Source organism: Bradyrhizobium sp. USDA 4341 (assembly GCF_054063755.1).
The window spans coordinates 1,195,343-1,217,021 of record NZ_JBSSGO010000002.1; the positions used below are offsets into that span (position 1 = coordinate 1,195,343).

Sequence of the window (21,679 nt, forward strand, 5' to 3'; positions counted from 1 at the left end):
GCCGCGGCGCACGCAGATCAGCTCGTCACAGCGCGACGATATCCGTGAGGCATTGCTGCGTGACGCTCATCCGCGCGTCGATCTGCGGCTGGGTCTTGCAGTCCATGTTCATCGCGAACACGGTGATCTCGCTGCCCTTCTCGGCCCAGCCGACCAGCCAGCCGAGCGAGCCGTGCTCATTGTCGGTCAAGCCGGTCTTGGCGCGAATGACGGCGTCGCCGACTTTCGTGACCGGGAGAATGTCGCACACCAGCCCTTGGCTGCGCTTGCCGACCGGCAGCACGCCGCGGCGCAACCGGTCGAGGAAATCGATCTGCTGCACCGGATCGATCCGCAAATTGCCCGTCACCCAGAACTGGTCGATGCCGCCGCCGATGTCGCGGTTGCCATAGTCGATGATGTCGAGATACTGCTTCATCCGCTCCGCGCCGATCCGGCGGGCGATCTCCTGAAACACCGGGAAGGCCGACACCGCGATCGCCGAACGCAGCGTGTGATCCCTGTTCCAGGCCTCGATGCTGCGCGTTGTGCCGTCCCATTTGAAGACGTCCTTGTCGGGATCCTGCACCACGCCGGTCTCGAGCGCGATCAGCGCGTTCGGGATCTTGAAGGTCGAGGCCGGCAATTTGCCCTCGCCCGAGCGAACCTTGTCGCTCGCGATGATCAGATAGTCGTCGACCTTGTAGCCGACGAAGGTGCCCTCGGTGCCGAGATCGAAGAAGCGCTTTTGCAGGTCCTCGCGAAACTCGCTGCGCTGGTAGGACACGTTGGCGAAGCTGCGCGACGGCAAAATGCTCGCGGCAGCAAGCAGACCGAGCGCATGGCGGCGATGGATCACGACGAGACCTGAGCTGGTTCGGGTTGACGACGATGCTGATGCCATCGTGGTGAAAGGATGGCAATGAGACTCACTTGTTTGACGCGTTTTCTTCACGCGAACCGGTGCCCACTTCGCTTGAAACGCTATCGCTACCGCGCCCGGCCCGACAGCCGCAGCACGAACACCAGCACCTCGGCGACGGCCTTGTAGAGCTCGGCCGGGATCTCGTCGCCGAGCTCGACATTGGAGAGCGCGCCAGCCAGCACCTCGTTCTCTTCGATCGGGATGTCGTTGGCCTTGGCGACCTCGATGATCTTGGCGCCGATCGCGCCCTTGCCTTTCGCGACCACGCGCGGCGCGCCGGCGTGGTCGTAATGCAGCGCGACTGCGAGCTGGTTCTTCGTCTCGCTCACGAGGCGCGATCCAGGAAATGGCCGGCGCGCGCGGGCGAAGGCTGCGGCGGACTGCCGTCGCGGATCTCGATGTCGCCGGGCGTGAGCTCGGCTCGGGTCAGCGCCAGGCTCAGTTCGGAAGCGCCGGCGCGCAATTGCGCGGCGGTCGACGGACGCTCGGCCCACATCCGCACCGAGGTGCGCTCGCCGTTCAGCGAGACCAGCGCGTGCACCGGCCCGGCCGGCTCGACATCGAGCGTGAAGCGCGCCCGCCACACCCGCTTGGCGGCTTCGACCTCATTGCCGCCGCCGTCGCGGGAAATCTCGAACTGCGCCATCGCCGTGCCCTGCTGGGTCAGGAACGGGATCTCGAAATTCCAGCGCGGCACCATGGTGTCGAGCTGCGGACGCGTGCCGTCGCCACGATCCGGCAGCGAGGCGATTTGCAGCAGCGTCTGCCGCGCCAGTGCCGCGTCGGTGTTTTCCAAGAGGCGATGCGCAGCGGTCGCAAGCGGCGTGCCGGGAGCAATCGACGGCTCCGCAACGGCCTGGGCCGACGGCAGCGCGCCGTGAAACGGCGGTGGCGGCGTACTGCCGCGTGCGGGCATATCGCCGGGCAGCATCTCCCTCGGCGCAGCGCCCTGCCGAGCCGGGTTGCCGAGCTCGTGCAGCGCTTCCTGAATGAGATTGAGCGCGCCGCCGGTTGACGGGCCGGCATCGAGCGCATCCGCAAGCGCCCCGGCAAGGTGGGTGGCGCCGCGGGTGAGATCCTCGGCAACCGGCACGCGCGCCTGCGGCAGCAAGATCTCCTGAACCTCGAGCTCGGGCGTGCCTGATGGCACAATGCCCGGCGCCGTGCCGGCACTGGCGAGGACCGGCTGCTGCAGTGGCGTGGACGCAGACCTTGTGGCATCGCCGGCGCCGAGCGAGGTCAGCGCGTGGCGCAGCACGATCAGCGCGGCCTTCAGATCGGGCATGCTGCCGCTCGCCGGCGCAACGCCCGAGGCAAGGGTCGCCTCCAGCAGCAGGCCGGATTTCTGGAAGCCGCCCTTGACGGCATCGCCGCTCAAATTCTCATTGAGGCCGGTCTGCTGCGCCAGCACCTGCGCGATCGCGGCCTGCAGCTTCGGCGGCAGATTGGCCGCGGCGACCGCCGTGAGGTTGGCAAACAGCGGCGCCTGGCTGCCCTGCACCGCCGCCGCATGCTGTGCCGTCGCAGTGATCGTGACGCGCTCGAGCGGCGACAGCACAGCCTTCGGCGCCGTGGCGACGGGTTGCGGAGCGGTGCTGGCGTTGGTCGCGCCCGGCGACAATTGCACGGCATCGCCCGCGTCAGCCCCCGGCCCGACCAGTTGCAGGCGGATGCCGTCATTGGTCTGCGAGACCGCCAGCTGCAGGTTCTGGCCTTGCTGCAGCGGCACCTCGGTCTGGACGTCGATCGACAGGCTCGCGATCGCGATCCGCACCAGATCGGCCGAAAGCACCTTCAGGACCTGGGCATTGATGACGCTGCCGGCCTCGAGCGTGAGGTCCGGCGCAACGCTGCCCGCCTCGTTCGAGGCAAGCACCGGCAGCACGGGATTGACGGCGATAGCCATGTCGGAGGTCTCGGCCAGGCGGCAGGATCAAGCCGCAGGCTAGTCCGGCGCCGTAAAGGTCTCGTTAACCGGCAGCCGACCTGAACTCCCTCAGGACGCCGGCGGCGGCCTTGAAATCGACCTGCCGGGCGGCGCGGCGCGCGGCGACCTCCTCGTCGACGCCCCACTTCTCGATGTTCCAGTCCTCGTCGACATGGGCGGCCGCCCAGACCTGGTCCTCGTCGCGGACGCCATGGGCGAGCGCGAGCGCCAGCAGCGCCGAGCCGGTCAGCGTCGTCACCACATGGAGCGCTGCGACCGACCACGGATCGCTCGGGAACGCCGCACGCGCCGCCTTGATCGCGGGCTCGGGCTGGCCGACATGCATGACCCCCTCGGCCATCACGAAATGGGCGCCGAGCGCATCGGCGGCCCAGAACAGGACCGGGTCCCAGTGCCGGGCCTCCCGCGCCACCAGCGTGTCGGGATAGCCGGCGCGATAGAACAGCAGGTCGCTGCCGAGGAATTTTGCCGCATCGTCGGCGACCTCGTCGACGCGATCGATCACCCCCTCGATCACGCTGTTGGCCAGGCGCGTCAGCGGCATGGTCATGGGATCGATGGTCTCGCCCTGCGCATTCCATTCGGCTGCGACCGTATCCGCAATGGCGCGGCTCGGTACCACGATCGGCTTGCCGGACGGCGAGCGGATCTGCTTGCCGTCGAGCGTGATCGAAAATCCGCCATCGGCCTCAGCCACGCCGGCGCTGGTGTAGAACCGCTTGCGCTGGGGCCTGCGGATGTGGCGGCGCACTGCCTCCTGCGGGTCAAGCGGGGATTGGTCTGGGACGTCGTCGAAGAGTTCGCGCATTGCGCCGGCCGGCTTTCGCTTGGGAGGATTTCCCTGCAAGATATGCCAGCGGCAACGGCAAATAAAGCTGATGGGACGCGGCAAATTCCTCGCGGGTTTTTCGCTGGTGGCGACGGTTTTCGGAGCCGCCGCCACCGATGCCGGGTTCCGCACACCGGAATCGCTGATCCGCAACGTCTACGCCCATTATGGCACAGGCAGCGCCGCGTTTTCGAATGGCCTGCCGCGCGACGACGAAACGGCCCGGCAATTCTTCGATTCCAGCCTCCGCGGCGCCTGGACCGCCCTGCACGACGCACCGTACGATTTCCTGGTGCAGAGCCCGACCTGGCGGCTCGGCGCGATCTCGATCGCCATTCCGCGCCGGCAGTTCGACAGGACCGACGTGACGGTCACATTCGACAATGAGGGCCGCGCGGTCACGCTCAACTTCATCGTGGTCAACGGTCCCGACGGCTGGGTGATTGCGGACGTCGAGAGCCCGCACGATTCGTTGCGGATGTTTCTGGCGCAGTTCAGGCGCTAATCCCGATCGTCAACACGACAGCGCGCGATGCGATCGGCGACGCGCAAGAGAAAAATATCTGACGGTTGCCTGCGCGTCCTGCTTTCTCCGCAATTCGGTCCGCGAATGGTGCATCCGATTGATCGCACAGCAAGTTTGAACGTCGCGCGCACCTTCCGCGTCGAAGTGCCGCAAGACGCTGTCATCTGCGCGTTAAAAACCTGCCAGATTCCGGCAACAACGCGCGGCTAGCGTCGCGACACCAAACAGAAGCATTGGTCGACCATTGCGGTCGCAAGACGTGAACTGACGTCAAGCGTGGCGTCCGTGCGTGCTTGCGCGCCGGTGGCGGCGTATTGGCGGGGCGGCGTGGCACGACGACTTTCGACCGTTTGTTGTGTCATCGTTGCGGCTTGCCTCGGGCTTGCTGTGAGCGGCGCAATGGCGTGGCTCGGTGCAACTGGCCTTCAGAATGCGCCGCGCACGCAACCGGACGTTTGTGCGCGGCCGGAGCCCGGAGGCGCGATCGAGGAACCCGCCGAATTACGCGGCCGCGACGGCGTGCTCGAGACCGACCTCAGTATCCACGATCAGAAGCTGCCGGATGGAACGAGTCGCTATTGCTATCTGACGCCGGACGGCAAGCCGTCGCCGACCTTGCGGCTGAAGCCGGGCGATCAGCTGGTCATCCATTTCAAGAACGACCTCGTAGACCTCGACACGGCAACGCCTGCGATCGACCGCCCGCTCGGCGGCGCGCCGATCTGCACGACGCGAAAGCAGGTCGATGTTTGCGAAAGCGGTGCGATGACGCCGATCTCGACCAATCTGCACTTCCATGGACTGACGGTGCCGCCGGTCTGCCATCAGGATGATGTGCTGAAGACCTCGATCCAGCCCGACGACGCGCCGTTCGAATACCGCCTGCGCATTCCGGACGACGCGCCGCCCGGCCTCTATTGGTATCACCCGCATCTGCACGGCTTCAGCAAGACGCAGGTGCTCGGCGGCGCCTCAGGCGCGATCATCATTGAAGGCATCGAGCGCGCCGATCCGTCGCTCGCCGGCCTCCCCGAGCGGGTGCTCGTGATCCGCGACCAGGATCTCGTCAATCCCGACGCGCCGCCGTCGAAATCCGAGCCGGTCATGACCAAGAGCCAGCTCGACAATGACGGCGACGTCGCCAACTCCGGCACCGGCTTCGGCAAGCCGTCGAAGGATCTCTCCGTCAATTTCGTGCCGGTGCCCTATCCGAACTATCCGCCGGCCACACTGACGATGAAGCCGGGCGAGCGGCAGCTCTGGCGGGTGCTGAACGCGTCCGCGATCACCTATCTCAACCTCGCGCTGCTGGTCGGCCGTGCGCCGCAGCAGATCGGGATCGTCGGGCTCGATGGGGTGCCGTTGCAGTTCCAGGGCAGCCCGTCGCCGTCAGTGCACTGGGTCAACCATATCGGCCTGCCGCCGGGCTCGCGTGCCGAATTCATCGTCGAGGGACCGCCGGCCGGCGCATCGGCGTTGCTGGTGACGCGCGCGGTCGACACCGGGCCTGCCGGCGAGAACGATCCCAACCGCGCGCTGGTGGCGATCACGTCTTCAGTCAATGCAAGCGAGCCGCAGGCCGCGCTGCCCGCTCACGCCGAGCCGCTGCCGCGCCCGGAGCGGCCGTGGGTCGGGACCATCGCGCCGGTGCGGGTCAGGAAGCTGTTCTTCTCCGAGCAACCGGAGAATCCGAACGATCCGAACAGCCCGACCAAGTTCTTCATGACCCTCGACGGAGAGACGCCAAAACCGTTCGATCCGCAATCGGACATTCCCGACATCACCGTGAGGCAGGGCGACGTCGAGGACTGGATCATCGAGAACCGCTCGATGGAGCTGCACGACTTCCACATCCATCAGAAGCACTTCCAGCTGCTCGACTGGTCCGGCGTCGCAGTCAACGAGCCGTTCCTGCGCGATACCGTCAACGTCCCCTACTACAACGGCCGGATGCTGAAATATCCGAGCGTGCGCCTGCGCATGGATTTTCGCGATCCCAACGTCGTCGGCACCTTCGTCTACCACTGCCACGTCCTCGAGCATGAGGACGGCGGCATGATGGGACGCATCAGGGTCGTGCCGCGAGACACTGCAAGTTCCACCAAGCCGCTCAATCAGCAAAAAGGAGAGCTTTAATGCGCGACAAGCACAGGTCACGTTGGCTGCAAGGTTGCCGCCTTACCCTCAGCGCACTTGCGCTGGGTCAGTTCACCGCCGGCCCGGTGCTTGCGGAGGACTGGAATCACCACGGTGGACACGAGACGCGGTCGCCGATCAAGCACGTGATCGTCATCATCGGCGAGAACCGCAGCTTCGACCACGTGTTCGCGACCTACGTGCCGGAACGGCGCGAGGAGAGCGTGTTCAACCTGCTTTCGCAGGGCATCGTCAAGCTCGATCACAACAAGAATGCGATCCCCGGGCCGAGCTTCGAGAAGGCGCATCAGCAGGCTGCGACCGATACCGGCCTGAACGATGCGTTCCTGCTGAGCCCGCCGAAGCAGAACTTCCCCAAGGATCAATTGCCGGCTCCGCTGGTCGGCGGCCCGAAGGTCTCCTACATCCCGAACAAATGCGGCAGCTCGCCGATCACGACCTGCGAGGCGTCGCTCGCGCTGGCGCAGCAGTCGGAATCCGGCCTGCCGTCCGAGTACTACCAGTTCCTCCTGAGCGGCGGCACCGGTCAGACCTCGCAGACCCCCGACCAGCGCATCACCAATGTCAGCGCGCTGCCGGCCGGTCCGTTCCAGCTCACCAACACCGATGCGATGCCCTACGATTCCTATTCGGCAAGCCCGGTGCATCGCTTCTACCAGATGTGGCAGCAGCTGAACTGCAACCACTCGGCGGCCAGCCGCGACAATCCGTCGGGCTGCGGCGGCAATCTGTTCGCCTGGGTCGAAGTCACCGTCGGCGCCGGCGCCAACGGTGCGCCACAGCCCTCCAACTTCTCGACGGAGTATTCGCCGACGGCAACGACTACCGGCGAGGGTTCGACGGCGCTCGGCTTCTACAACGTGCAGAAGGGCGACGTGCCCTACTTCACGTCGCTCGCGCAGAAATATGCGATGAGCGACAACTTCCACCAGTCCGTCAATGGCGGCACCGGTGCCAACCACATCATGTTCGGCCATGCCGACATGCTCTACTTCAGCGACACCTACGGCAACGCCGCCGTGCCGCCGAACGGCACCCAGGTGTTCGGCGGCACGCCCGACGCCGGCATCGTGCATGAAATCGAGAATCCGAACCCGGCTTCCGGCACCAACAACTGGTACACCGAGGACGGCTATGGCGCCGGCGGCAATGGCGGCTTCCCGCCGCCCTTCCAGACCAGCCCGGTGTCCGGCGGCGGCTCCTACAGCGACTGCTCGGATCCGACCCAGCCCGGCGTCAAGCCCATCCTGGACTATCTGAAGGGGATCCACATCAACGCGAACTGCGAACCGGGCCACTATTATCTCTTGAACAACTACAATCCGGGTTACTTCGGCAACGGCAAGAACGCCTACACCGACACCAACCCGTCCAACACGCCGTTCACGATCCCGCCGTCGACCCGCAAGAGCATCGGCGACAGCCTGAACGAGCGGAACATCTCCTGGAAGTACTACGGCGACCAGTGGAACAACTACGTCAACGATCCCTACCAGCTCAACTGGGGCGTGGCCGGTCCGAACGCGGACGAGTACTGCAACATCTGCAACCCGTTCCAGTACGACACCTCGATCATGTCGCACCCGGACCAGGTCGCAGCCCATATCAAGGACTCGGTTGATCTGTACTCCGACCTCTCCAAGCACTCGCTGCCGGCGGTCTCCATCGTCAAGCCGAGCGGCTTCACCGACGGTCACCCGTCGTCCTCCAAGCTCAATCTGTTCGAAGGCTTCGCGAAGAAGATCGTCGACCAGGTCCAGGCCTCGGACTATGCGAAGGACACCGCGATCTTCATCACCTTCGATGAAGGCGGCGGCTACTTCGACTCCGGCTATGTGCAGCCGCTCGATTACTTCGGCGACGGCACCCGTATTCCGCTGATCGTGGTGTCGCCGTTCGCGCGACACGGCCACATCTCGCATGAATATGCCGATCACGTCTCGATCATCAAGTTCATCGAGCGGAATTGGCGCCTGGAGCCGATCACGAACCGCAGCCGCGACAACTTCCCGAACCCGGTTGCGGCGCCCGGCAATCCCTATGTTCCGGTCAACAGCCCGGCGCTCAGCGATCTGTTCGACTTCTTCGACTTCGACGACGGCGGCCATCATCATGGCGGCGGCTGGGATCACGACGGCGGCTGGGACCACTGACGCCCGCACTTCGCAACACAACGATCCGCCGGCCCGAAAGGCCGGCGGATTTCATTTATACCCGGCTGGATGTCCATAACCCGCGCGAGCCTGTAACGTGTCCGGCGACACCGATCTCGTCTCCGTGGAATCCCTGTTCAATGACATCAATCGCTTTCCGCCAGGCCCAAGCGGCCGACCTTCCGGCGATCATCGCTCTCCTCGCCAATGACGTCCTGGGGCAGCAGCGCGAGGATCCAAGCTCGCCGCCGAACCCACGATACGTCGACGCTTTCAAAGCCATCCTCGCCGATCCCAACCAATTTCTGGTCGTGGCGGCCTTGAACGACGAGGTGATCGGGACCCTTCAACTCAGCTTCATTCCCGGAATGGCACGCTTGGGCGCCTGGCGCGGGCAGATCGAGGCGGTCCGAATTGCCGAGACGCACCGCAGCTCGGGCGTCGGGCAGCAGATGTTCGAATGGGCGATCGCGCAATGCAGGGCGAGAGGCTGCGATCTCGTGCAGCTGACCACCGATAAGGCGCGCCCCGACGCGCACCGCTTCTATGAGCGATTGGGATTCGTCGGCAGCCACATCGGCTACAAGCTGATCCTTTAGGCTCGCCGCACCGTGCGGCGAGACCAACCGGCCGCGCGATCACAACACCTCGATGCGGTGCGGCCGAGTGTTGAGATATGGCGCCGGCTTTGGCAGTCTCGGTGAAGACCGGAACGACGCGGGAGCCGACAGCATGCGGCACTTCATTCTTCCGACACCCTTGCTGGCCGTCATCTGGCTGCTGCTGCCGCTTCCCGCCCAATCGGCGCCCTGCCTGCTCGTCACCTTGACCGGCACCATGAGCGGTCCCGCCTTGCGCAATGGCGTCGCGGGCGCCGGCACACTCGTGCGCTACGGCGACGACAGTGCCGATTGCGGGACGCTGAAGCTGCAGTTCGACGCAGGCCGCGGCACTGAACTGCGGCTGTCACAACTGAACGTCGAACCTGGCCAGATCGACGCGGTCTTCCTCACGCATATGCACTCGGATCACACCGAGGGCCTCGTCGACCTGCTGCTCGCGCGGTGGAACTGGAATTCCGGCGGGGCCGCGCTCGATGTCGTCTGCAGCAGCGATGCACCCTCGCCGCTCGGCTTCACCCTGAGCTGTGGCAAGTTTGTCGCGCATATCGGCGACGCCTTCATTCAGTCCGGCGAAATCGCACAGCGGGTTTCAGAGGACAGCAAACGATTGGCGGGCGGACCCGCCGCACTTGTGCACCTCATCACATTCGCGCCGACGGACGAGCCACAGGTGATCTGGTCGAAGGGCGAGGTCCGGGTGAGCGCGATCCGCTCGACCCACATCGCGGGCCACGCCTCCTATCGCGTCGACACGCCGGCCGGCAGCGTCGTGATCGGCGGCGACGCCAGCAATGACAGTGCCGCTCCACCGCGTCCGACGTCGACGTCGGCGCAAGTCGAGAAGCTGGCACAAGGCGCCGACGTGATCGTGCACTCGACCATACATCCGGTCATGGGTCCGGAGCGCGACAGCGGCATGCCGCCGCCCGTGTTCTACCGCCAGAGCCTGGCGCCCGACCTTGGCGCCATGGCAAAGCGCGTGGGCGCCAAGTATCTTATGCTGACCCACCTCGCGCCGCAGGTCGGGGCGACGTACCACGGCCCCTACAAGGTCCCCGGCGGCGCGCTCACCGAAGCGGACTATCGCGCCGCGGCCGAGGCAGGCGGATTTACCGGCACGACGATTGTCGGCTCGGATCTCGCCACCTTGCGCCTTCCCGCCAAATAGACCGACGCAGCCGGTCCCCGGCCGGCTATCACGGCTTCTGGTAGATCACGTGACCCGCGCGGATGGTGGTGCTCACTTTCGCAAGATTGGCGACGTCGCTGAGCGGATCGCCGTCGAGCACCACGAGATCGGCGTCAAAACCCTGCTCCACCCTGCCTTTCTTCGCGGCCTTGAAGAACCGCGCCGGATTGGTCGTCAGCGAGGCCAACACCTGGCGTTCCGACAGCACGCGATGCATCAGCTGGAATTCCTGCGTGGTGTCGTACAGCGTGGTGAAGCCGACATCGGTGCCGAACAGCACGGTGCCGCCGTTCTCGGAGAACTGCTTGAGCTGGTTGACGGTCGCGGCCACCAGACGGCTGGTGACGTTGGGGTCGAGAACCACCGTCGTGAACAGCGACAGCGTCGGAATCAGCGCAGTCCCCTGCGCCTTGAACCGCGCCAGCTGGTCGTCGCTGTAGCTCCGCTCGCTGGGCGTGGTGTGCGCCAGCACGTCGATGTCTGCTACGATCACCGTCTCGACGCCGATCTTGTTCTGCGGATGCGCGAACACCGGCCTGCCCTGCGCATGCGCCACATCGACGGCCGCCTTGGCGATCGCCGGATCCATGTTGATGACAGGCTTGTCGCCCATGAACGCGCCGGTGAACAGCTTGATGCCGTCCTCGCCCATCGCGAGCCAGTCGCGCGCCCACTTCGTGGCCTCCTCCGGCGTCGCAGCTTCGGGAAGCTGGATTTCGGGCGGCAGGTACTCGGGATGCCCGCCCTTGGGAAACACATTGCCGGCGAGCAGGATGTTGGGACCGGCGACTTCACCCGCTGCGATGCGCTTGCGCAGCGGCAGCGTGTTCCGTGGATCGGAGCCGAGATCCCAGACCGTGGTAAAACCCCATCGGGTCAGCATCTCCTGCATGTGCTGCGTCAGCAGTGCGGCCGGCGCCTCGCCGGCGTTGTGCCAGACATGTTCCGTGAAATGCACGTGGCTGTTCCAGAACCCGGCAACAACAGTCTTGCCGCTGCAATCGATCACCCGCGCATCCGAGGGCAGCTTGACGTCGCCGGACTTGCCGACCGCGCTGATGACGCCGTCGGTGATCACGATCGCAGCATCCGGCAGCGCGGCCGCATCGGCCGATGCGTAAAGCGTGCCGCCGCGGAGCACCATGGTCTCGGCATGTGCCGCCGCAGAGGCGACGGCCGAGCCAATGAGGAAAAGCGCGACGCGTAACCAGGTCCGGGTCATGGACAGCCTCTTTGATGGGTGCATGCCGGCAACGACCGGCGCGCGGCAACATAGCCGCGGCGCGATGAGCCGCTTTGATCGTTCTTGCTGTCCGCGACGGATATCGGGAGGCGGCGTCCGCCGTCACTCCTCGGGCGCGCTCTCGATCGGGTCGAACCGGTCGGCCTCGAGCCCGAGCAGATTCCAGGATTGCAGCATGTGCGGCGGCAGCGGCGCCGTCGCATCGATCACGCCGCCGCGCGGGTGCGGAATCACGATGCGGCGCGCGAGCAGATGCAGCCGGTTCTGCAGGCCGCCCGGCAGCTGCCAGTTTTCCTTGTTGAAGTATTTGGGATCGCCGACGATCGCGTGATCGATATGCGCCATGTGGGCGCGCAATTGATGGGTGCGGCCGGTCACCGGCTTGAGCGACACCCAGGCGAGCTTCGTCGCCGAGGTCTCGACCACGGCGTAATAGGTCACGGCGTGGCTGGCGCCCTCGTCGCCATGCGCCGCGATCCGCATGATGCTGTCCTCCTCGCTCTCCTCCTTGGCAAGATAGGTCGAGATGCGGCCCTGCTTCGGCTTCGGCACGCCGGCGACCAGCGCCCAGTAGATCTTGCGCGCGGAGCGATGCCGGAACGAGCCGGTCAGAGCGGTCGCGGCGAAACGCGTCTTGGCGATCAGGAGGCAGCCCGAGGTCTCCCTGTCGAGCCGATGCACCAGCCGCGGCTTCTGCCCCTTGGCGTCGCGCATCACCTCCAGCATGTCGTCGACATTGCGCGTGATGCCGGAGCCGCCCTGAACCGCCAGACCTGCGGGCTTGTTCAGCACCATCACGTCGGCGTCCTCGAACAGGATCATGTCCTTGAGATCCTGGAGGGTCTTCTTCGCCGCTTCGGAGAGACTGGCAGCTGCCTTCGGCGTATCGAGGCGCAGCGGCGGAATGCGGACGCTCTGCCCTTCTTCCAGCCGGTCCTTGCTGTCCGCACGCTTGCCGTTGACGCGCAACTCGCCCTTACGGACGATGCGCTGGATGTGGGAAAACGACAGGCCGGGGAAACGCGCCTCGAGAAAGCGGTCGACGCGCATGTTGTCCTCGTCCGCCGTCACCACCACGGTCTGCACCTTGGTAGGCAACGGCGGCGGCTCGGCAACGCTCGTCTCCGGCTCGGGCACGAATGGCTTGGGCGCCCGCTGCTTGTCGCCGAGGCGCACCGCCGGCTTGCCGCCCGCACGATGCGCCGGCCCCCGCTCGGCTGCCGGGCCGCGATGGGGACGCGCGCCTTTGACGCGGTCGGCGGCTGGGCGGAGAGGTCTCTTGACGCGGCGGCTCATGGGGTTGCAACTCCGAAGTTAAGCCCGTGGGTAGCGCAAATGCCGCGAATCGTCACGGCGAAATCGGTACGAATCCGGCGCAACATCGGCCATGTTCGGCCGCAATCGGCAATCGACGGGAGCCGTGGAAGGAGCTTTGGAATGAGACTGGCGGTATCGGCTTTGGCGGCGGCCCTGATGCTCTCCGGACCGGCGCTGGCCCAGCAAGGCCCGATGCCGGAAGATCTGGCCTGGAAGCTGCTGGAACTCGGACGCGTCATCGACCCGCCCAAGACGGCCGCACTCTACGCGCCGCTGCAGCAGAAGGAGCCCTATCAGGGCGTCAAGGTCGAGCGCGACGTCAAGTATGGCCCTGCCGACCGCCATTTGCTCGACGTCTTCACGCCGGACACCGCCGCGGCGGCGATCCGGCCGGTGCTGATCTACATCCATGGTGGCGGCTTCATTGCCGGCAGCAAGCGCAACCCCGGCAGCCCGTTCTACGACAACGTCATGCTGTGGGCCACAAAGAGCGGCTTTGTCGGCGTCAATGCCACCTATCGCCTGGCGCCGGCCTTTCCGTGGCCGGCGGGCGCGGAAGACATGGGCGCGATCGTGCAGTGGGTCGCGGAGAATATCGGCTCCCGCGGCGGCGACCCCAGCCGCATCTTCCTGATGGGCCAGTCGGTCGGCGCGATCCATGTCGCGAGCTACGTCTCGCACAGCGAATTCCACAAGGTGAAGGGCGGCGGGCTTGCCGGCGCGATCATGGTGTCGGGCATCTACGATCTGACCGCCTCGCCCGCCGGCGATGCCGAGCTCGCCTATTACGGCTCCGATCCGTCGCGCTACGCCGAACGCTCCTCGCTGCAAGGCCTGCTCGCAAGCCCGATCCCGTTTCTGATCACCGCGGCCGAGCTCGATCCACCGCGCTTCGTCGAGCAGTTCGAGCTGTTGAAGCAGGCCAGCTGCAAGCGGCCGAGCGGCTGCGTCCGCAGCTTCATGCTGCCGCAGCACAGCCACACGTCGGAGGTCTATGCGATCAACACGCCGGACACCCGGCTGACGGACGAGATTTTGGAGTTCGTGAAGAGCGTCAAGTGACGCGCTAGAGCAATATGAAGTTATGGGCCGTCGCAGCGGGCGCTGTCAAAATATCGAGAACAACCCCATGCAAAGTAGCCGGCGGCGGCCGGCGTGCCAAGCAACTTGACACGTCGGGCAACTCAGAGATATATTTCTATTATTCCGAAGTCACGCAAGTTGCATTAGCTCCCGCCCCGCTCCTTGCGCAGCCGGTTCCAGTAATCCAGCCGCTTGCGGATCTCGCGCTCGAAGCCGCGGTCGGGCGGATCGTAGAAGGTCTGGCGGCCGAGCGCTTCCGGGAAATAGTCCTGTCCGGAGAACGCGTCCGGCGCGTCGTGATCATACTGATAGCCGGAGCCATAGCCCTCCGACCTCATCAGCTTGGTCGGCGAATTCAGGATGTGTTTTGGCGGCAGCAGCGAGCCGCCCTGCTTTGCGGTCTGCATCGCAGCGCCGAACGCAGTGTACACCGCGTTCGATTTCGGCGCGGTGGCGAGATAGACCACGGCCTGTGCGATCGCGAGCTCGCCCTCCGGCGAACCCAGGAAATCATAGGCATCCTTGGCGGCGTTGCAGACCGCCAATGCCTGCGGATCGGCAAGACCAATGTCCTCGACCGCCATGCGCACCACGCGCCGCGCCAGGAACAGCGGGTCCTCGCCGGCATCAAGCATGCGCGCGAGATAATACAATGCCGCATCCGGATCGGAGCCGCGCACCGACTTGTGCAGCGCCGAGATCAGATTGTAGTGGCCGTCGGCCGACTTGTCGTAGATCGGCGCGCGGCGTTGCAGGATGGCCTGCAACTGCTCGGCGTTGAACACCTCGCCCTTGCGCGCGGCGCGCCAGACCTCTTCGGCTAATGTCAGCGAGGCGCGGCCGTCACCGTCGGCCATCCGCACCAGAACGGCGCGCGCTTCCGCATCGAGCGGCAAGGCCTTGCCCTCGATCTTCTCGGCATTGGCAAACAGCCGTTCGATCGCGGCGGTATCGAGCGAGTGAAACACCAGCACGCGGGCGCGCGACAGCAGCGCCGCGTTGAGCTCGAACGACGGATTCTCCGTGGTGGCGCCGACCAGCACCACGGTGCCGTCCTCCATCACGGGCAGGAAGGAATCCTGCTGCGCGCGGTTGAATCTGTGCACCTCGTCGACGAACAGCAGCGTGCCCTTGCCGGTCTCGCGCCGGGCGCGCGCGGCATCGAACGCCTTCTTCAGGTCGGCGACGCCGGAGAACACCGCGGAGATCTGCTCGAAATGCAGCTCGGTGGCGTCGGCCAACAACCGCGCCACCGTGGTCTTGCCGGTGCCGGGCGGTCCCCAGAACACCAGCGAGCCCAGCGTGCGCGTCTCCAGCATGCGGGTCAGCGCACCGTCGGGGCCGAGGATGTGATCCTGACCGACGACATCGGCCAGTGTGCGCGGGCGCAGCCGGTCCGGCAGCGGGTGTGGCGCATCCTGCTCCATCCCCGCCGCGGCGAACAGGTTGTTGGCCTCGCGCGGTTGCTTGGGACTCATCCGCCGAGCGTCACGTTGATCTGCTGGCCACCACGCACCAGCGTGATGCGCCAGATCCGCGACCCCGCCTTCGACACCTTGTCGAGGTCGCTGGTTCGCACGATCTTCTCATTGTTGACCGCAAGGATGATGTCGCCCTTCTGGAAGCCGACATTGGCGGCCGTGCCGTCATCGGCGAGCTCGGTGACGACGACGCCCTCGGCACCGGCGTCGAGATGCAGCTCATCGGCCAGCGCCGGCGAGATGTTGGCGACCTTGGCGCCCTGGAACGGAGAACGCGCGGTCAGCACGATCTCGTCGCGGTTTGTGTCGGGCGCGGTCTCCAGCGGCACGGTGACCTTCACCGGCTTGCCGGCGCGCTGCACCTCGATCTCCGCATTGCCGCCGAGCGGACGGGTCGCGAAGCGGTAGTCGAACGCGTTGGGATCGTCGATGGCCTGGCCGTCGATCCCGACGATCAGATCGGACAGCTTGAGCCCGGCCTTCGCCGCCGGGCTGTTGGGCGCGACGTTGGCGACCAGCGCACCGGTCGGCAGCTTCAGCCCGAGTGTCTCCGCGATCTCCGGCGTGACGGCCTGCAGCCGCGCGCCAAGCCATGGTCGCTTCACCGCCTTGCCGCCGCTCTTGGCGGAGGCCACCACCACGCGCACCATGTTGGCGGGGATTGCAAAGCCGATGCCCTGCGAACCGCCGGAGCGCGAGAAGATCGCGGTGTTGATGCCGGCGAGCCGGCCGGTCATGTCGACCAGCGCGCCGCCCGAATTGCCGGGATTGATCGCCGCGTCGGTCTGAATGAAGAATTGATAATCCGTGATCCCGACTTGAGTGCGCGCCAGCGCCGAGATGATGCCGTGCGTCACGGTCTGGCCGACGCCGAACGGATTGCCGATCGCCAGCACGACGTCGCCGACCTGCAGCTGGTCCGAATTGGCGAAGTCGAGCGTCGCGAACTTCTCCCTGTTGGTCTCCTTCAGCCGCAGCACCGCGAGGTCGGTGCGGCTGTCCTTCAGAACGATCTCGGCCTCGTATTCGCGCTTGTCGGCGAGCGAGACCTTCACCTGGTCGGCGCCCTCGATCACGTGATTGTTTGTGACCACGAGACCGGAGCCGTCGACCATCACGCCGGAGCCGAGCGAGCGCTGCATCTGCTCGGGCTGCTGCCCCGGGACGCCGAAGAAGCGGCGGAAGATCGGATCGTCCAGAAACGGATTGCGGTTCTGCACCGTCTTGGCCGCGTAGACATTGACCACCGCCGGCTGCACCCGCTGCACGATCGGCGCATAGGACAATTGGAGCTCGGCCTGCGAGGACGGCACGCGGCGGTCCTGGGCCGCGGACGGGGACAGATTCCCCATGAGAGCCAATGTGCACAGAGCGGATATGGCAGCGAAACGGACAGGTCGGAGCATTCTCACCTCTCGTGGAAACGCCGGAATATAGGCGTGTTCGCCGGGCAATTGAAGGGCGCCCGGCCGGATAACTGGCCCCCGCCGGATCGGTGCAAAACCGTCGGCAGCGGCGTTGAAGCGCGCCGCCAAACTTCTATGATGACTGTCATCTCACTGCGCCGCTCCGCTTGTTGCCTGCGGACAACAAGCGGAACTGCGATGCTAGGCGGCGCTGTCGTGCGTCAGTCACGATCAACTCCTAGGACGTTTCAGTGAGTGAGTGGGGAATTCAAACAGAACAGGGGTGCACAATGGGTGCGACAAAAGTTGGTGCAATCGCCATAGGGCTCGCAGGGGCGCTCGCGGCCTCGCCGGCCTATTCGCAATCGGCCGGAGGCGGCAGCGACGCGGAGATCGCGCTGCTGAAGCAGCAGCTGAAGATGCTCGAGCAGAAGCTCGACAAGCTGCAGAAGCAGACCAATGCCAATACCGCGACCGCAGCCAGCGCGAACGCCAACGCGAAGGCGGCGGATGCCAAGGCCGCGCGGGTCGCAAGCGCCAACGCCGCGATCCCGGTCAAGGGCCCGGTCGCGCCGTCGGGCGTCGTGGTGACGCTGCCGAACAACCGGCCGACGATCTGCACTGCGGATGAACAGAACTGCGTTGCGATCACGAGCCGCGTGCACTGGGATGTCGGCGGCTACGACTATCGGCCGAACACCGCAAGTACCTCGCCGCAGAAGCTCGACAGCGGCGAGAACCTCCGCCGCGCCCGCATCGGCATCGTCGGCAAATTCTTCGGCGACTGGAATTACGCGCTGATCTACGACTTCGGCGGCTCGTCCGACGGCTTCGGCGGCGCGGCACCGGGATCGCTGCCCGGCGGCGGCACGTCCGGCGTCGAGAATGCCTATCTGAGCTACACCGGCTTCAAGCCGTTCGGCGGCAAGATGGCGATCGAAGGCGGCATCATGGACATCCCGTGGACGCTGGACGAATCGACGAGCTCCAACGACATCCTGTTCATGGAGCGCGCCTCGGTCGGTATCATCGCACAGAACATCGCAGCCGGTGACTTCCGTTCGGGCGCCGGCACCCGCTGGTGGAACGACCAGCTCTGGGTCGGCGGCTATGTCACGGGACCGACGACGGGCGCGATTCACTCCGCGTCGTCAGCCGCGCCGGCCGGCACGTCCGAGCAGTATGGCGGTGTCATCCGCGTCGCCGGCAATCCGATCAGCGGCAAGAACTACTCGGTGCATATCGGCGCCGATGCGGAATGGCTGGTCCAGCCGCCGCGCAACCAGCTCACCCAGGCGCAGACGCTCACGCTGAACGACCGGCCCGAGCTGCGCATCGACCCGACGACGCTGATCTCGACCGGTACGATTGCCAACGTCTCGGGCGCGCAGGTCTACGGCGTCGAGGCGGCGGCGACCTACGGCCCGTTCATCGCGCAGGGCGAGTACTATTGGTTCAATGTCGACCGCTCTGCGAATACCGGGCTGCCGCCGTTCGGCGCGCCGAGCCTGAAATTCGACGGCGGTTATGCGCAGGTCGGCTACGTGCTGACCGGCGAGAACCACGCCTACAATCCGGCAACGGCCTCCTATGGTGGTATCAAGCCGCACGATCCGTTCTCGCTTGCCGGCGGCGGCTGGGGCGCCTGGGAAATCGCCGGCCGCGTCAGCACGATGAACCTCAACGACCAGGTCGGCCAGGCCGTCGGCATCGCGGGCGGACGGCAAACCGTCTACACCGCCGCGCTGAACTGGTACGTCAACAACAACGTCCGCTTCATGCTGAACTACCTGCACGGCGACATCGCCAAGCAGGCCTCGGCGACCTCGCCTGTGGATGCCGGCTCGAAGTTCGACGCGGTCGCGCTGCGCACGCAGGTTGCGTTCTGACGCGATCTGATCAGCGCCGACAACAATGGCCGGGAGCGACACGCCGCTCCCGGTCTTCTTCATTACAAATTGTCAGGCCGCGCGCTTCGACTTCTTCACAACGACCTCCGGCACCGGCGCGCAGGACAGCCGTTCCTGATGGCCCTCGCCCCAGGCTTTCAAAATATCGATCACCGGACGCAGGCTCTCGCCGAGTTCGGAGAGCGTGTATTCGACCCGCGGCGGCACCTCGGCGTAGACCTTGCGGGTCACGAGGCCGTCGTCCTCGAGCGCCCGCAGCTGCTTGGTCAGCATGCGCTGGGTGATGCCGGGCATTCGCCGCCGCAACTCGCCGAAGCGCTGGGTGCCGGCCTGCAGATGATACAGGATCACGCCCTTCCACTTGCCGTCGATCAGGTCGAGCGCCGCCTCGACCGCGCAGCCCGGCCGGCGCGCGAAATTCTTCCGTTTCATCGGTAATTTCCCAATAGTATACAAACAGGGACTAGTTCCCTGATTTTACAGTACTTGCCAAAAGGACGCCAGCACGACAGGTAAGGCGGCAGGCAATCGCCCACCACGGAGACCAGGCATGAAGGCCGTCGGATATCAAAAATCGCTGCCGATCGAGGCGGCGGATTCGCTCGTCGATTTCGAGATCGCCAAGCCCGAACCGAAGGGACGCGACGTCAGGGTCGCGGTGAAGGCCATCTCGGCCAACCCGGTCGACTACAAGGTGCGCAAGCGCGCGGCGCCGACCGACGGCAGCTACAAGATCCTCGGCTTTGACGCGGCCGGCGTGGTCGACGCCGTCGGGCCCGACGTGTCGCTCTTCAAGCCCGGCGATGAAGTGTTCTACGCGGGCTCGATCCAGCGCCAGGGCACTAATTCGGAATTTCATCTGGTGGACGAGCGCATCGTCGGCAACAAGCCGGCATCGCTCTCGTTCGCGCAGGCCGCCGCCCTGCCCCTCACCTCGATCACCGCATGGGAGCTGCTGTTCGACCGGCTCGGCGCGGTGCCGGGCAAGAGCCTCGATCCACGCACGCTGCTGATCACCGGCGGCGCCGGCGGCGTCGGCTCGATCCTGATCCAGCTTGCGCGCCGCCTCACCGGGCTGACCGTGGTTGCGACCGCGACGCGGCCGGAGTCTCAGAAGTGGTGCCGCGATCTCGGCGCGCATGCGGTGATCGACCACTCGCAGCCGATGAAGGAGCAGATCGAGCAGCTGAAGCTGCCGCCGGTCGGCCTCGTCGCCAGCCTCACCTTCACCGACCAGCACTACAAGTCGATCGCCGACTTCATCGCGCCGCAGGGCAAGTTCGGCCTGATCGACGATCCCGCCGAATTCAACGTCGCCGCATTCAAGGGCAAGGCGGTGTCGGTGCACTGGGAATCGATGTTCACGCGCTCCTCGTTCCAGACACCTGACATGATCGCGCAGCATCATCTGCTCAACGACGTTGCCGACCTGATCGACAAGGGCGTGCTGCGCACCACGCTCGACCAGACTTTTGGCACCATCAACGCCGCCAACCTCAAGCGCGCCCACGTTTTGCTGGAAAGCGGCAAATCGCGCGGCAAGATCGTGCTGGAGGGCTGGTAAGCACAAATGTGTAGGCTGGGTTAGCGCAGCGTAACCCACCACCTTTTTTGCTCTGCGAACGGCGGGTTACGCTAACGCTAACCCGCCCTACGCACCGACCAATTCGCGAGATATCCCCACAGGCCCGCGCGTGGCTTTGCCAAAGCCATGACATCGCCTGTATGATTTGCGCAACGATCACCCCGCCCTCAATCCGGCCGCGCGAGACGCGGCCGAAACGGTGGTGACGCCCCAATGGGATACACGGGGATGGGAGGAAACCGATGAGTTTGCTCACGGCCGATCCGTCGCGGATCGATCCGGAGTGGATGACGCGGGCGTTGCGCGCAGCCGGTGTGATCGACCAGGTGAAGGTTGTCGAACTCGTCTGCAAGCCGGTCGGCAATGGCCTCGTCGGCGACAGCTATCGATTTCATCTGACCTATGACGGCGATGAGTCGAACACGCCCTTAAGCGTGGTCGGCAAATTCCCGGCCGCGGACCCCGACAGCCGCCGTTCCGGTTCCGCGCACACGCTTTATGTCCGCGAGGTCGCGTTCTATCGCGAGCTGGCGGCCACGGTCGACATTCACACCCCACGGCCGATCGTCGCCGAAATCGATCCGGCGACCGACGATTTTACGCTGATCCTGGAAGATCTGGCGCCCGCACGCCCGGGCGATCAGCTCGCCGGATGCGCGATCGCGGACTGCCTGACGGCGATGCGTGAGGCCGCCGCGCTGCATGCGCCGCGATGGAACGACCCGACGCTCGACGCGGTGCAATGCTTCGTGGTCGCCGCAAGCCGGCGCAGGGATCTTCGCGCGGTGCTGCCCGGCATCATCGGTCACTACAAGGAGCGGTATCACGGCGTGATCGAGCCGGAATTCCTGGATCTGATCGACCGGCTTCCGGACGCGATACCGCGCTACCAATCCGATCGATCGGTGCCGCGAACGCTGCAGCACGCGGACTTCCGGCTCGACAATATGCTGTTCGAGGTGCGCGGCAACACCCGCCCGATGGCCACTCTGGACTGGCAGACGCTGACGGTGGGGCCAGGCATCGTCGACGTGGCTTATTTCCTGTCGGCCGGCATCGATCCGCCCGAACGGCGGCTTCATGAAGCCGATCTCGTGCGGTTCTATCATTCGGAGCTGATGCGGCGCGGCGTGCGGGATTACGGCTGGGATGATTGCTGGCGGGATTACCAGCGCTACACGCTGCATGGCATCATGATGGGCGTCGTCTCCGCGCTCAGCGTTCAACGCTCCGAGCGCGGCGACGCGCTGTTCCTGAAAATGACCCGTGGCGCCTGCGCGCAAGCGCTGGACCACGACAGTTTCTCATACTGGCAGGACTGAGGA

19 protein-coding genes are annotated in these 21,679 nt (G+C 65.6%); 10 read left to right on the top strand and 9 right to left on the bottom strand.

Annotated elements, in window-relative coordinates; genetic code table 11:
• Positions 1–25: 25 nt before the first annotated feature.
• The 4 genes from ACVIGB_RS11540 to ACVIGB_RS11555 form a co-directional block, all read right to left on the bottom strand.
• Positions 26–838: a penicillin-binding transpeptidase domain-containing protein gene (locus ACVIGB_RS11540; RefSeq protein WP_456722586.1), complete on the bottom strand. Its 813-nt coding sequence runs from the start codon at positions 836–838 to the stop codon at positions 26–28.
• A 131-nt stretch (positions 839–969) separates the two neighbouring features.
• Positions 970–1,233 (bottom strand): EscU/YscU/HrcU family type III secretion system export apparatus switch protein, encoded by a 264-nt coding sequence (locus ACVIGB_RS11545; protein WP_244549491.1) that lies wholly within the window; start codon positions 1,231–1,233, stop codon positions 970–972.
• Positions 1,230–2,810 (bottom strand): flagellar hook-length control protein FliK, encoded by a 1,581-nt coding sequence (fliK, locus tag ACVIGB_RS11550; protein ID WP_456722585.1) that lies wholly within the window; start codon positions 2,808–2,810, stop codon positions 1,230–1,232. The genes ACVIGB_RS11545 and fliK overlap by 4 nt, the downstream gene beginning before the upstream one ends.
• Before the next feature lie 64 nt (positions 2,811–2,874).
• Positions 2,875–3,660, bottom strand: a complete 786-nt coding sequence (locus tag ACVIGB_RS11555; protein WP_456722584.1) for an ATP12 family chaperone protein — start codon at positions 3,658–3,660, stop codon at positions 2,875–2,877.
• 70 nt (positions 3,661–3,730) lie between these two features.
• Here ACVIGB_RS11555 and ACVIGB_RS11560 point away from each other — a divergent pair, with 70 nt between their 5' ends.
• The 6 genes from ACVIGB_RS11560 to ACVIGB_RS11585 all read left to right on the top strand — a co-directional run bounded on the left by ACVIGB_RS11560 (position 3,731) and on the right by ACVIGB_RS11585 (position 10,308).
• Positions 3,731–4,186: a hypothetical protein gene (locus ACVIGB_RS11560; protein WP_456722583.1), complete on the top strand. Its 456-nt coding sequence runs from the start codon at positions 3,731–3,733 to the stop codon at positions 4,184–4,186.
• Between the two features lie 27 nt (positions 4,187–4,213).
• A complete protein-coding gene (locus ACVIGB_RS11565; protein WP_456722582.1) occupies positions 4,214–4,417 on the top strand; it encodes a hypothetical protein in 204 nt (67 codons plus the stop codon).
• A gap of 189 nt (positions 4,418–4,606) precedes the next feature.
• Entirely contained in the window at positions 4,607–6,343 is a 1,737-nt protein-coding gene (locus ACVIGB_RS11570; protein ID WP_456722581.1) for a multicopper oxidase family protein, read from the top strand.
• A complete protein-coding gene (locus tag ACVIGB_RS11575; protein ID WP_456722580.1) occupies positions 6,343–8,517 on the top strand; it encodes an alkaline phosphatase family protein in 2,175 nt (724 codons plus the stop codon). Before ACVIGB_RS11570 ends, ACVIGB_RS11575 begins: the two co-directional genes overlap by 1 nt.
• 140 nt (positions 8,518–8,657) lie before the next feature.
• Positions 8,658–9,116, top strand: a complete 459-nt coding sequence (locus tag ACVIGB_RS11580; protein WP_456722579.1) for an N-acetyltransferase family protein — start codon at positions 8,658–8,660, stop codon at positions 9,114–9,116.
• A 160-nt stretch (positions 9,117–9,276) separates the two neighbouring features.
• A complete protein-coding gene (locus ACVIGB_RS11585; protein ID WP_456722578.1) occupies positions 9,277–10,308 on the top strand; it encodes an MBL fold metallo-hydrolase in 1,032 nt (343 codons plus the stop codon).
• A 28-nt stretch (positions 10,309–10,336) separates the two neighbouring features.
• Here the strand turns inward: ACVIGB_RS11585 and ACVIGB_RS11590 are convergent, their stop codons facing one another.
• Both ACVIGB_RS11590 and ACVIGB_RS11595 read right to left on the bottom strand, forming a co-directional pair.
• Entirely contained in the window at positions 10,337–11,551 is a 1,215-nt protein-coding gene (locus tag ACVIGB_RS11590) for an amidohydrolase family protein (protein WP_456722577.1), read from the bottom strand.
• Between the two features lie 123 nt (positions 11,552–11,674).
• Entirely contained in the window at positions 11,675–12,868 is a 1,194-nt protein-coding gene (locus ACVIGB_RS11595; RefSeq protein WP_456722576.1) for an RluA family pseudouridine synthase, read from the bottom strand.
• Between the two features lie 141 nt (positions 12,869–13,009).
• On the opposite strand from ACVIGB_RS11595, the gene ACVIGB_RS11600 reads away from it, so the two are divergent.
• Positions 13,010–13,951: an alpha/beta hydrolase gene (locus tag ACVIGB_RS11600; protein ID WP_456722575.1), complete on the top strand. Its 942-nt coding sequence runs from the start codon at positions 13,010–13,012 to the stop codon at positions 13,949–13,951.
• Positions 13,952–14,115: 164 nt separating this feature from the next.
• On the opposite strand, the gene ACVIGB_RS11605 is transcribed toward ACVIGB_RS11600, so the two are convergent.
• Together ACVIGB_RS11605 and ACVIGB_RS11610 are read right to left on the bottom strand one after the other, a co-directional pair.
• Entirely contained in the window at positions 14,116–15,450 is a 1,335-nt protein-coding gene (locus tag ACVIGB_RS11605; protein ID WP_456722574.1) for a replication-associated recombination protein A, read from the bottom strand.
• Positions 15,447–16,805 carry a DegQ family serine endoprotease gene (locus tag ACVIGB_RS11610; RefSeq protein WP_456722573.1) on the bottom strand — a complete coding sequence of 453 codons (1,359 nt, stop codon included), beginning with the start codon at positions 16,803–16,805 and terminating at the stop codon, positions 15,447–15,449. Before ACVIGB_RS11610 ends, ACVIGB_RS11605 begins: the two co-directional genes overlap by 4 nt.
• A gap of 344 nt (positions 16,806–17,149) precedes the next feature.
• On the opposite strand from ACVIGB_RS11610, the gene ACVIGB_RS11615 reads away from it, so the two are divergent.
• Positions 17,150–18,748: an OprO/OprP family phosphate-selective porin gene (locus ACVIGB_RS11615; protein WP_092114974.1), complete on the top strand. Its 1,599-nt coding sequence runs from the start codon at positions 17,150–17,152 to the stop codon at positions 18,746–18,748.
• Between the two features lie 72 nt (positions 18,749–18,820).
• Here ACVIGB_RS11615 and ACVIGB_RS11620 read toward each other — a convergent pair whose 3' ends face one another.
• Entirely contained in the window at positions 18,821–19,201 is a 381-nt protein-coding gene (locus ACVIGB_RS11620) for a winged helix-turn-helix transcriptional regulator (RefSeq protein WP_092114975.1), read from the bottom strand.
• Positions 19,202–19,319: 118 nt separating this feature from the next.
• Here ACVIGB_RS11620 and ACVIGB_RS11625 point away from each other — a divergent pair, with 118 nt between their 5' ends.
• Together ACVIGB_RS11625 and ACVIGB_RS11630 are read left to right on the top strand one after the other, a co-directional pair.
• Positions 19,320–20,333, top strand: a complete 1,014-nt coding sequence (locus tag ACVIGB_RS11625; RefSeq protein WP_456722572.1) for a zinc-binding alcohol dehydrogenase family protein — start codon at positions 19,320–19,322, stop codon at positions 20,331–20,333.
• Between the two features lie 263 nt (positions 20,334–20,596).
• On the top strand, positions 20,597–21,676 hold the full coding sequence (locus tag ACVIGB_RS11630; RefSeq protein WP_456722571.1) for a phosphotransferase: 1,080 nt from the start codon (positions 20,597–20,599) through the stop codon (positions 21,674–21,676).
• The last annotated feature ends 3 nt before the right edge of the window (positions 21,677–21,679 follow it).

Coding starts and splice junctions, on each gene's coding strand:
- fliK (WP_456722585.1), bottom strand. CDS start 2,810: ATGGCTATCGCCGTCAATCCCGTGCTGCCGGTGCTTGCCTCGAACGAG.
- ACVIGB_RS11560 (WP_456722583.1), top strand. CDS start 3,731: ATGGGACGCGGCAAATTCCTCGCGGGTTTTTCGCTGGTGGCGACGGTT.
- ACVIGB_RS11625 (WP_456722572.1), top strand. CDS start 19,320: ATGAAGGCCGTCGGATATCAAAAATCGCTGCCGATCGAGGCGGCGGAT.
- ACVIGB_RS11630 (WP_456722571.1), top strand. CDS start 20,597: ATGAGTTTGCTCACGGCCGATCCGTCGCGGATCGATCCGGAGTGGATG.
- ACVIGB_RS11620 (WP_092114975.1), bottom strand. CDS start 19,201: ATGAAACGGAAGAATTTCGCGCGCCGGCCGGGCTGCGCGGTCGAGGCG.
- ACVIGB_RS11595 (WP_456722576.1), bottom strand. CDS start 12,868: ATGAGCCGCCGCGTCAAGAGACCTCTCCGCCCAGCCGCCGACCGCGTC.
- ACVIGB_RS11565 (WP_456722582.1), top strand. CDS start 4,214: ATGCGATCGGCGACGCGCAAGAGAAAAATATCTGACGGTTGCCTGCGC.
- ACVIGB_RS11600 (WP_456722575.1), top strand. CDS start 13,010: ATGAGACTGGCGGTATCGGCTTTGGCGGCGGCCCTGATGCTCTCCGGA.
- ACVIGB_RS11570 (WP_456722581.1), top strand. CDS start 4,607: ATGGCGTGGCTCGGTGCAACTGGCCTTCAGAATGCGCCGCGCACGCAA.
- ACVIGB_RS11590 (WP_456722577.1), bottom strand. CDS start 11,551: ATGACCCGGACCTGGTTACGCGTCGCGCTTTTCCTCATTGGCTCGGCC.
- ACVIGB_RS11580 (WP_456722579.1), top strand. CDS start 8,658: ATGACATCAATCGCTTTCCGCCAGGCCCAAGCGGCCGACCTTCCGGCG.
- ACVIGB_RS11575 (WP_456722580.1), top strand. CDS start 6,343: ATGCGCGACAAGCACAGGTCACGTTGGCTGCAAGGTTGCCGCCTTACC.
- ACVIGB_RS11610 (WP_456722573.1), bottom strand. CDS start 16,805: ATGGGGAATCTGTCCCCGTCCGCGGCCCAGGACCGCCGCGTGCCGTCC.
- ACVIGB_RS11605 (WP_456722574.1), bottom strand. CDS start 15,450: ATGAGTCCCAAGCAACCGCGCGAGGCCAACAACCTGTTCGCCGCGGCG.
- ACVIGB_RS11555 (WP_456722584.1), bottom strand. CDS start 3,660: ATGCGCGAACTCTTCGACGACGTCCCAGACCAATCCCCGCTTGACCCG.
- ACVIGB_RS11615 (WP_092114974.1), top strand. CDS start 17,150: ATGGGTGCGACAAAAGTTGGTGCAATCGCCATAGGGCTCGCAGGGGCG.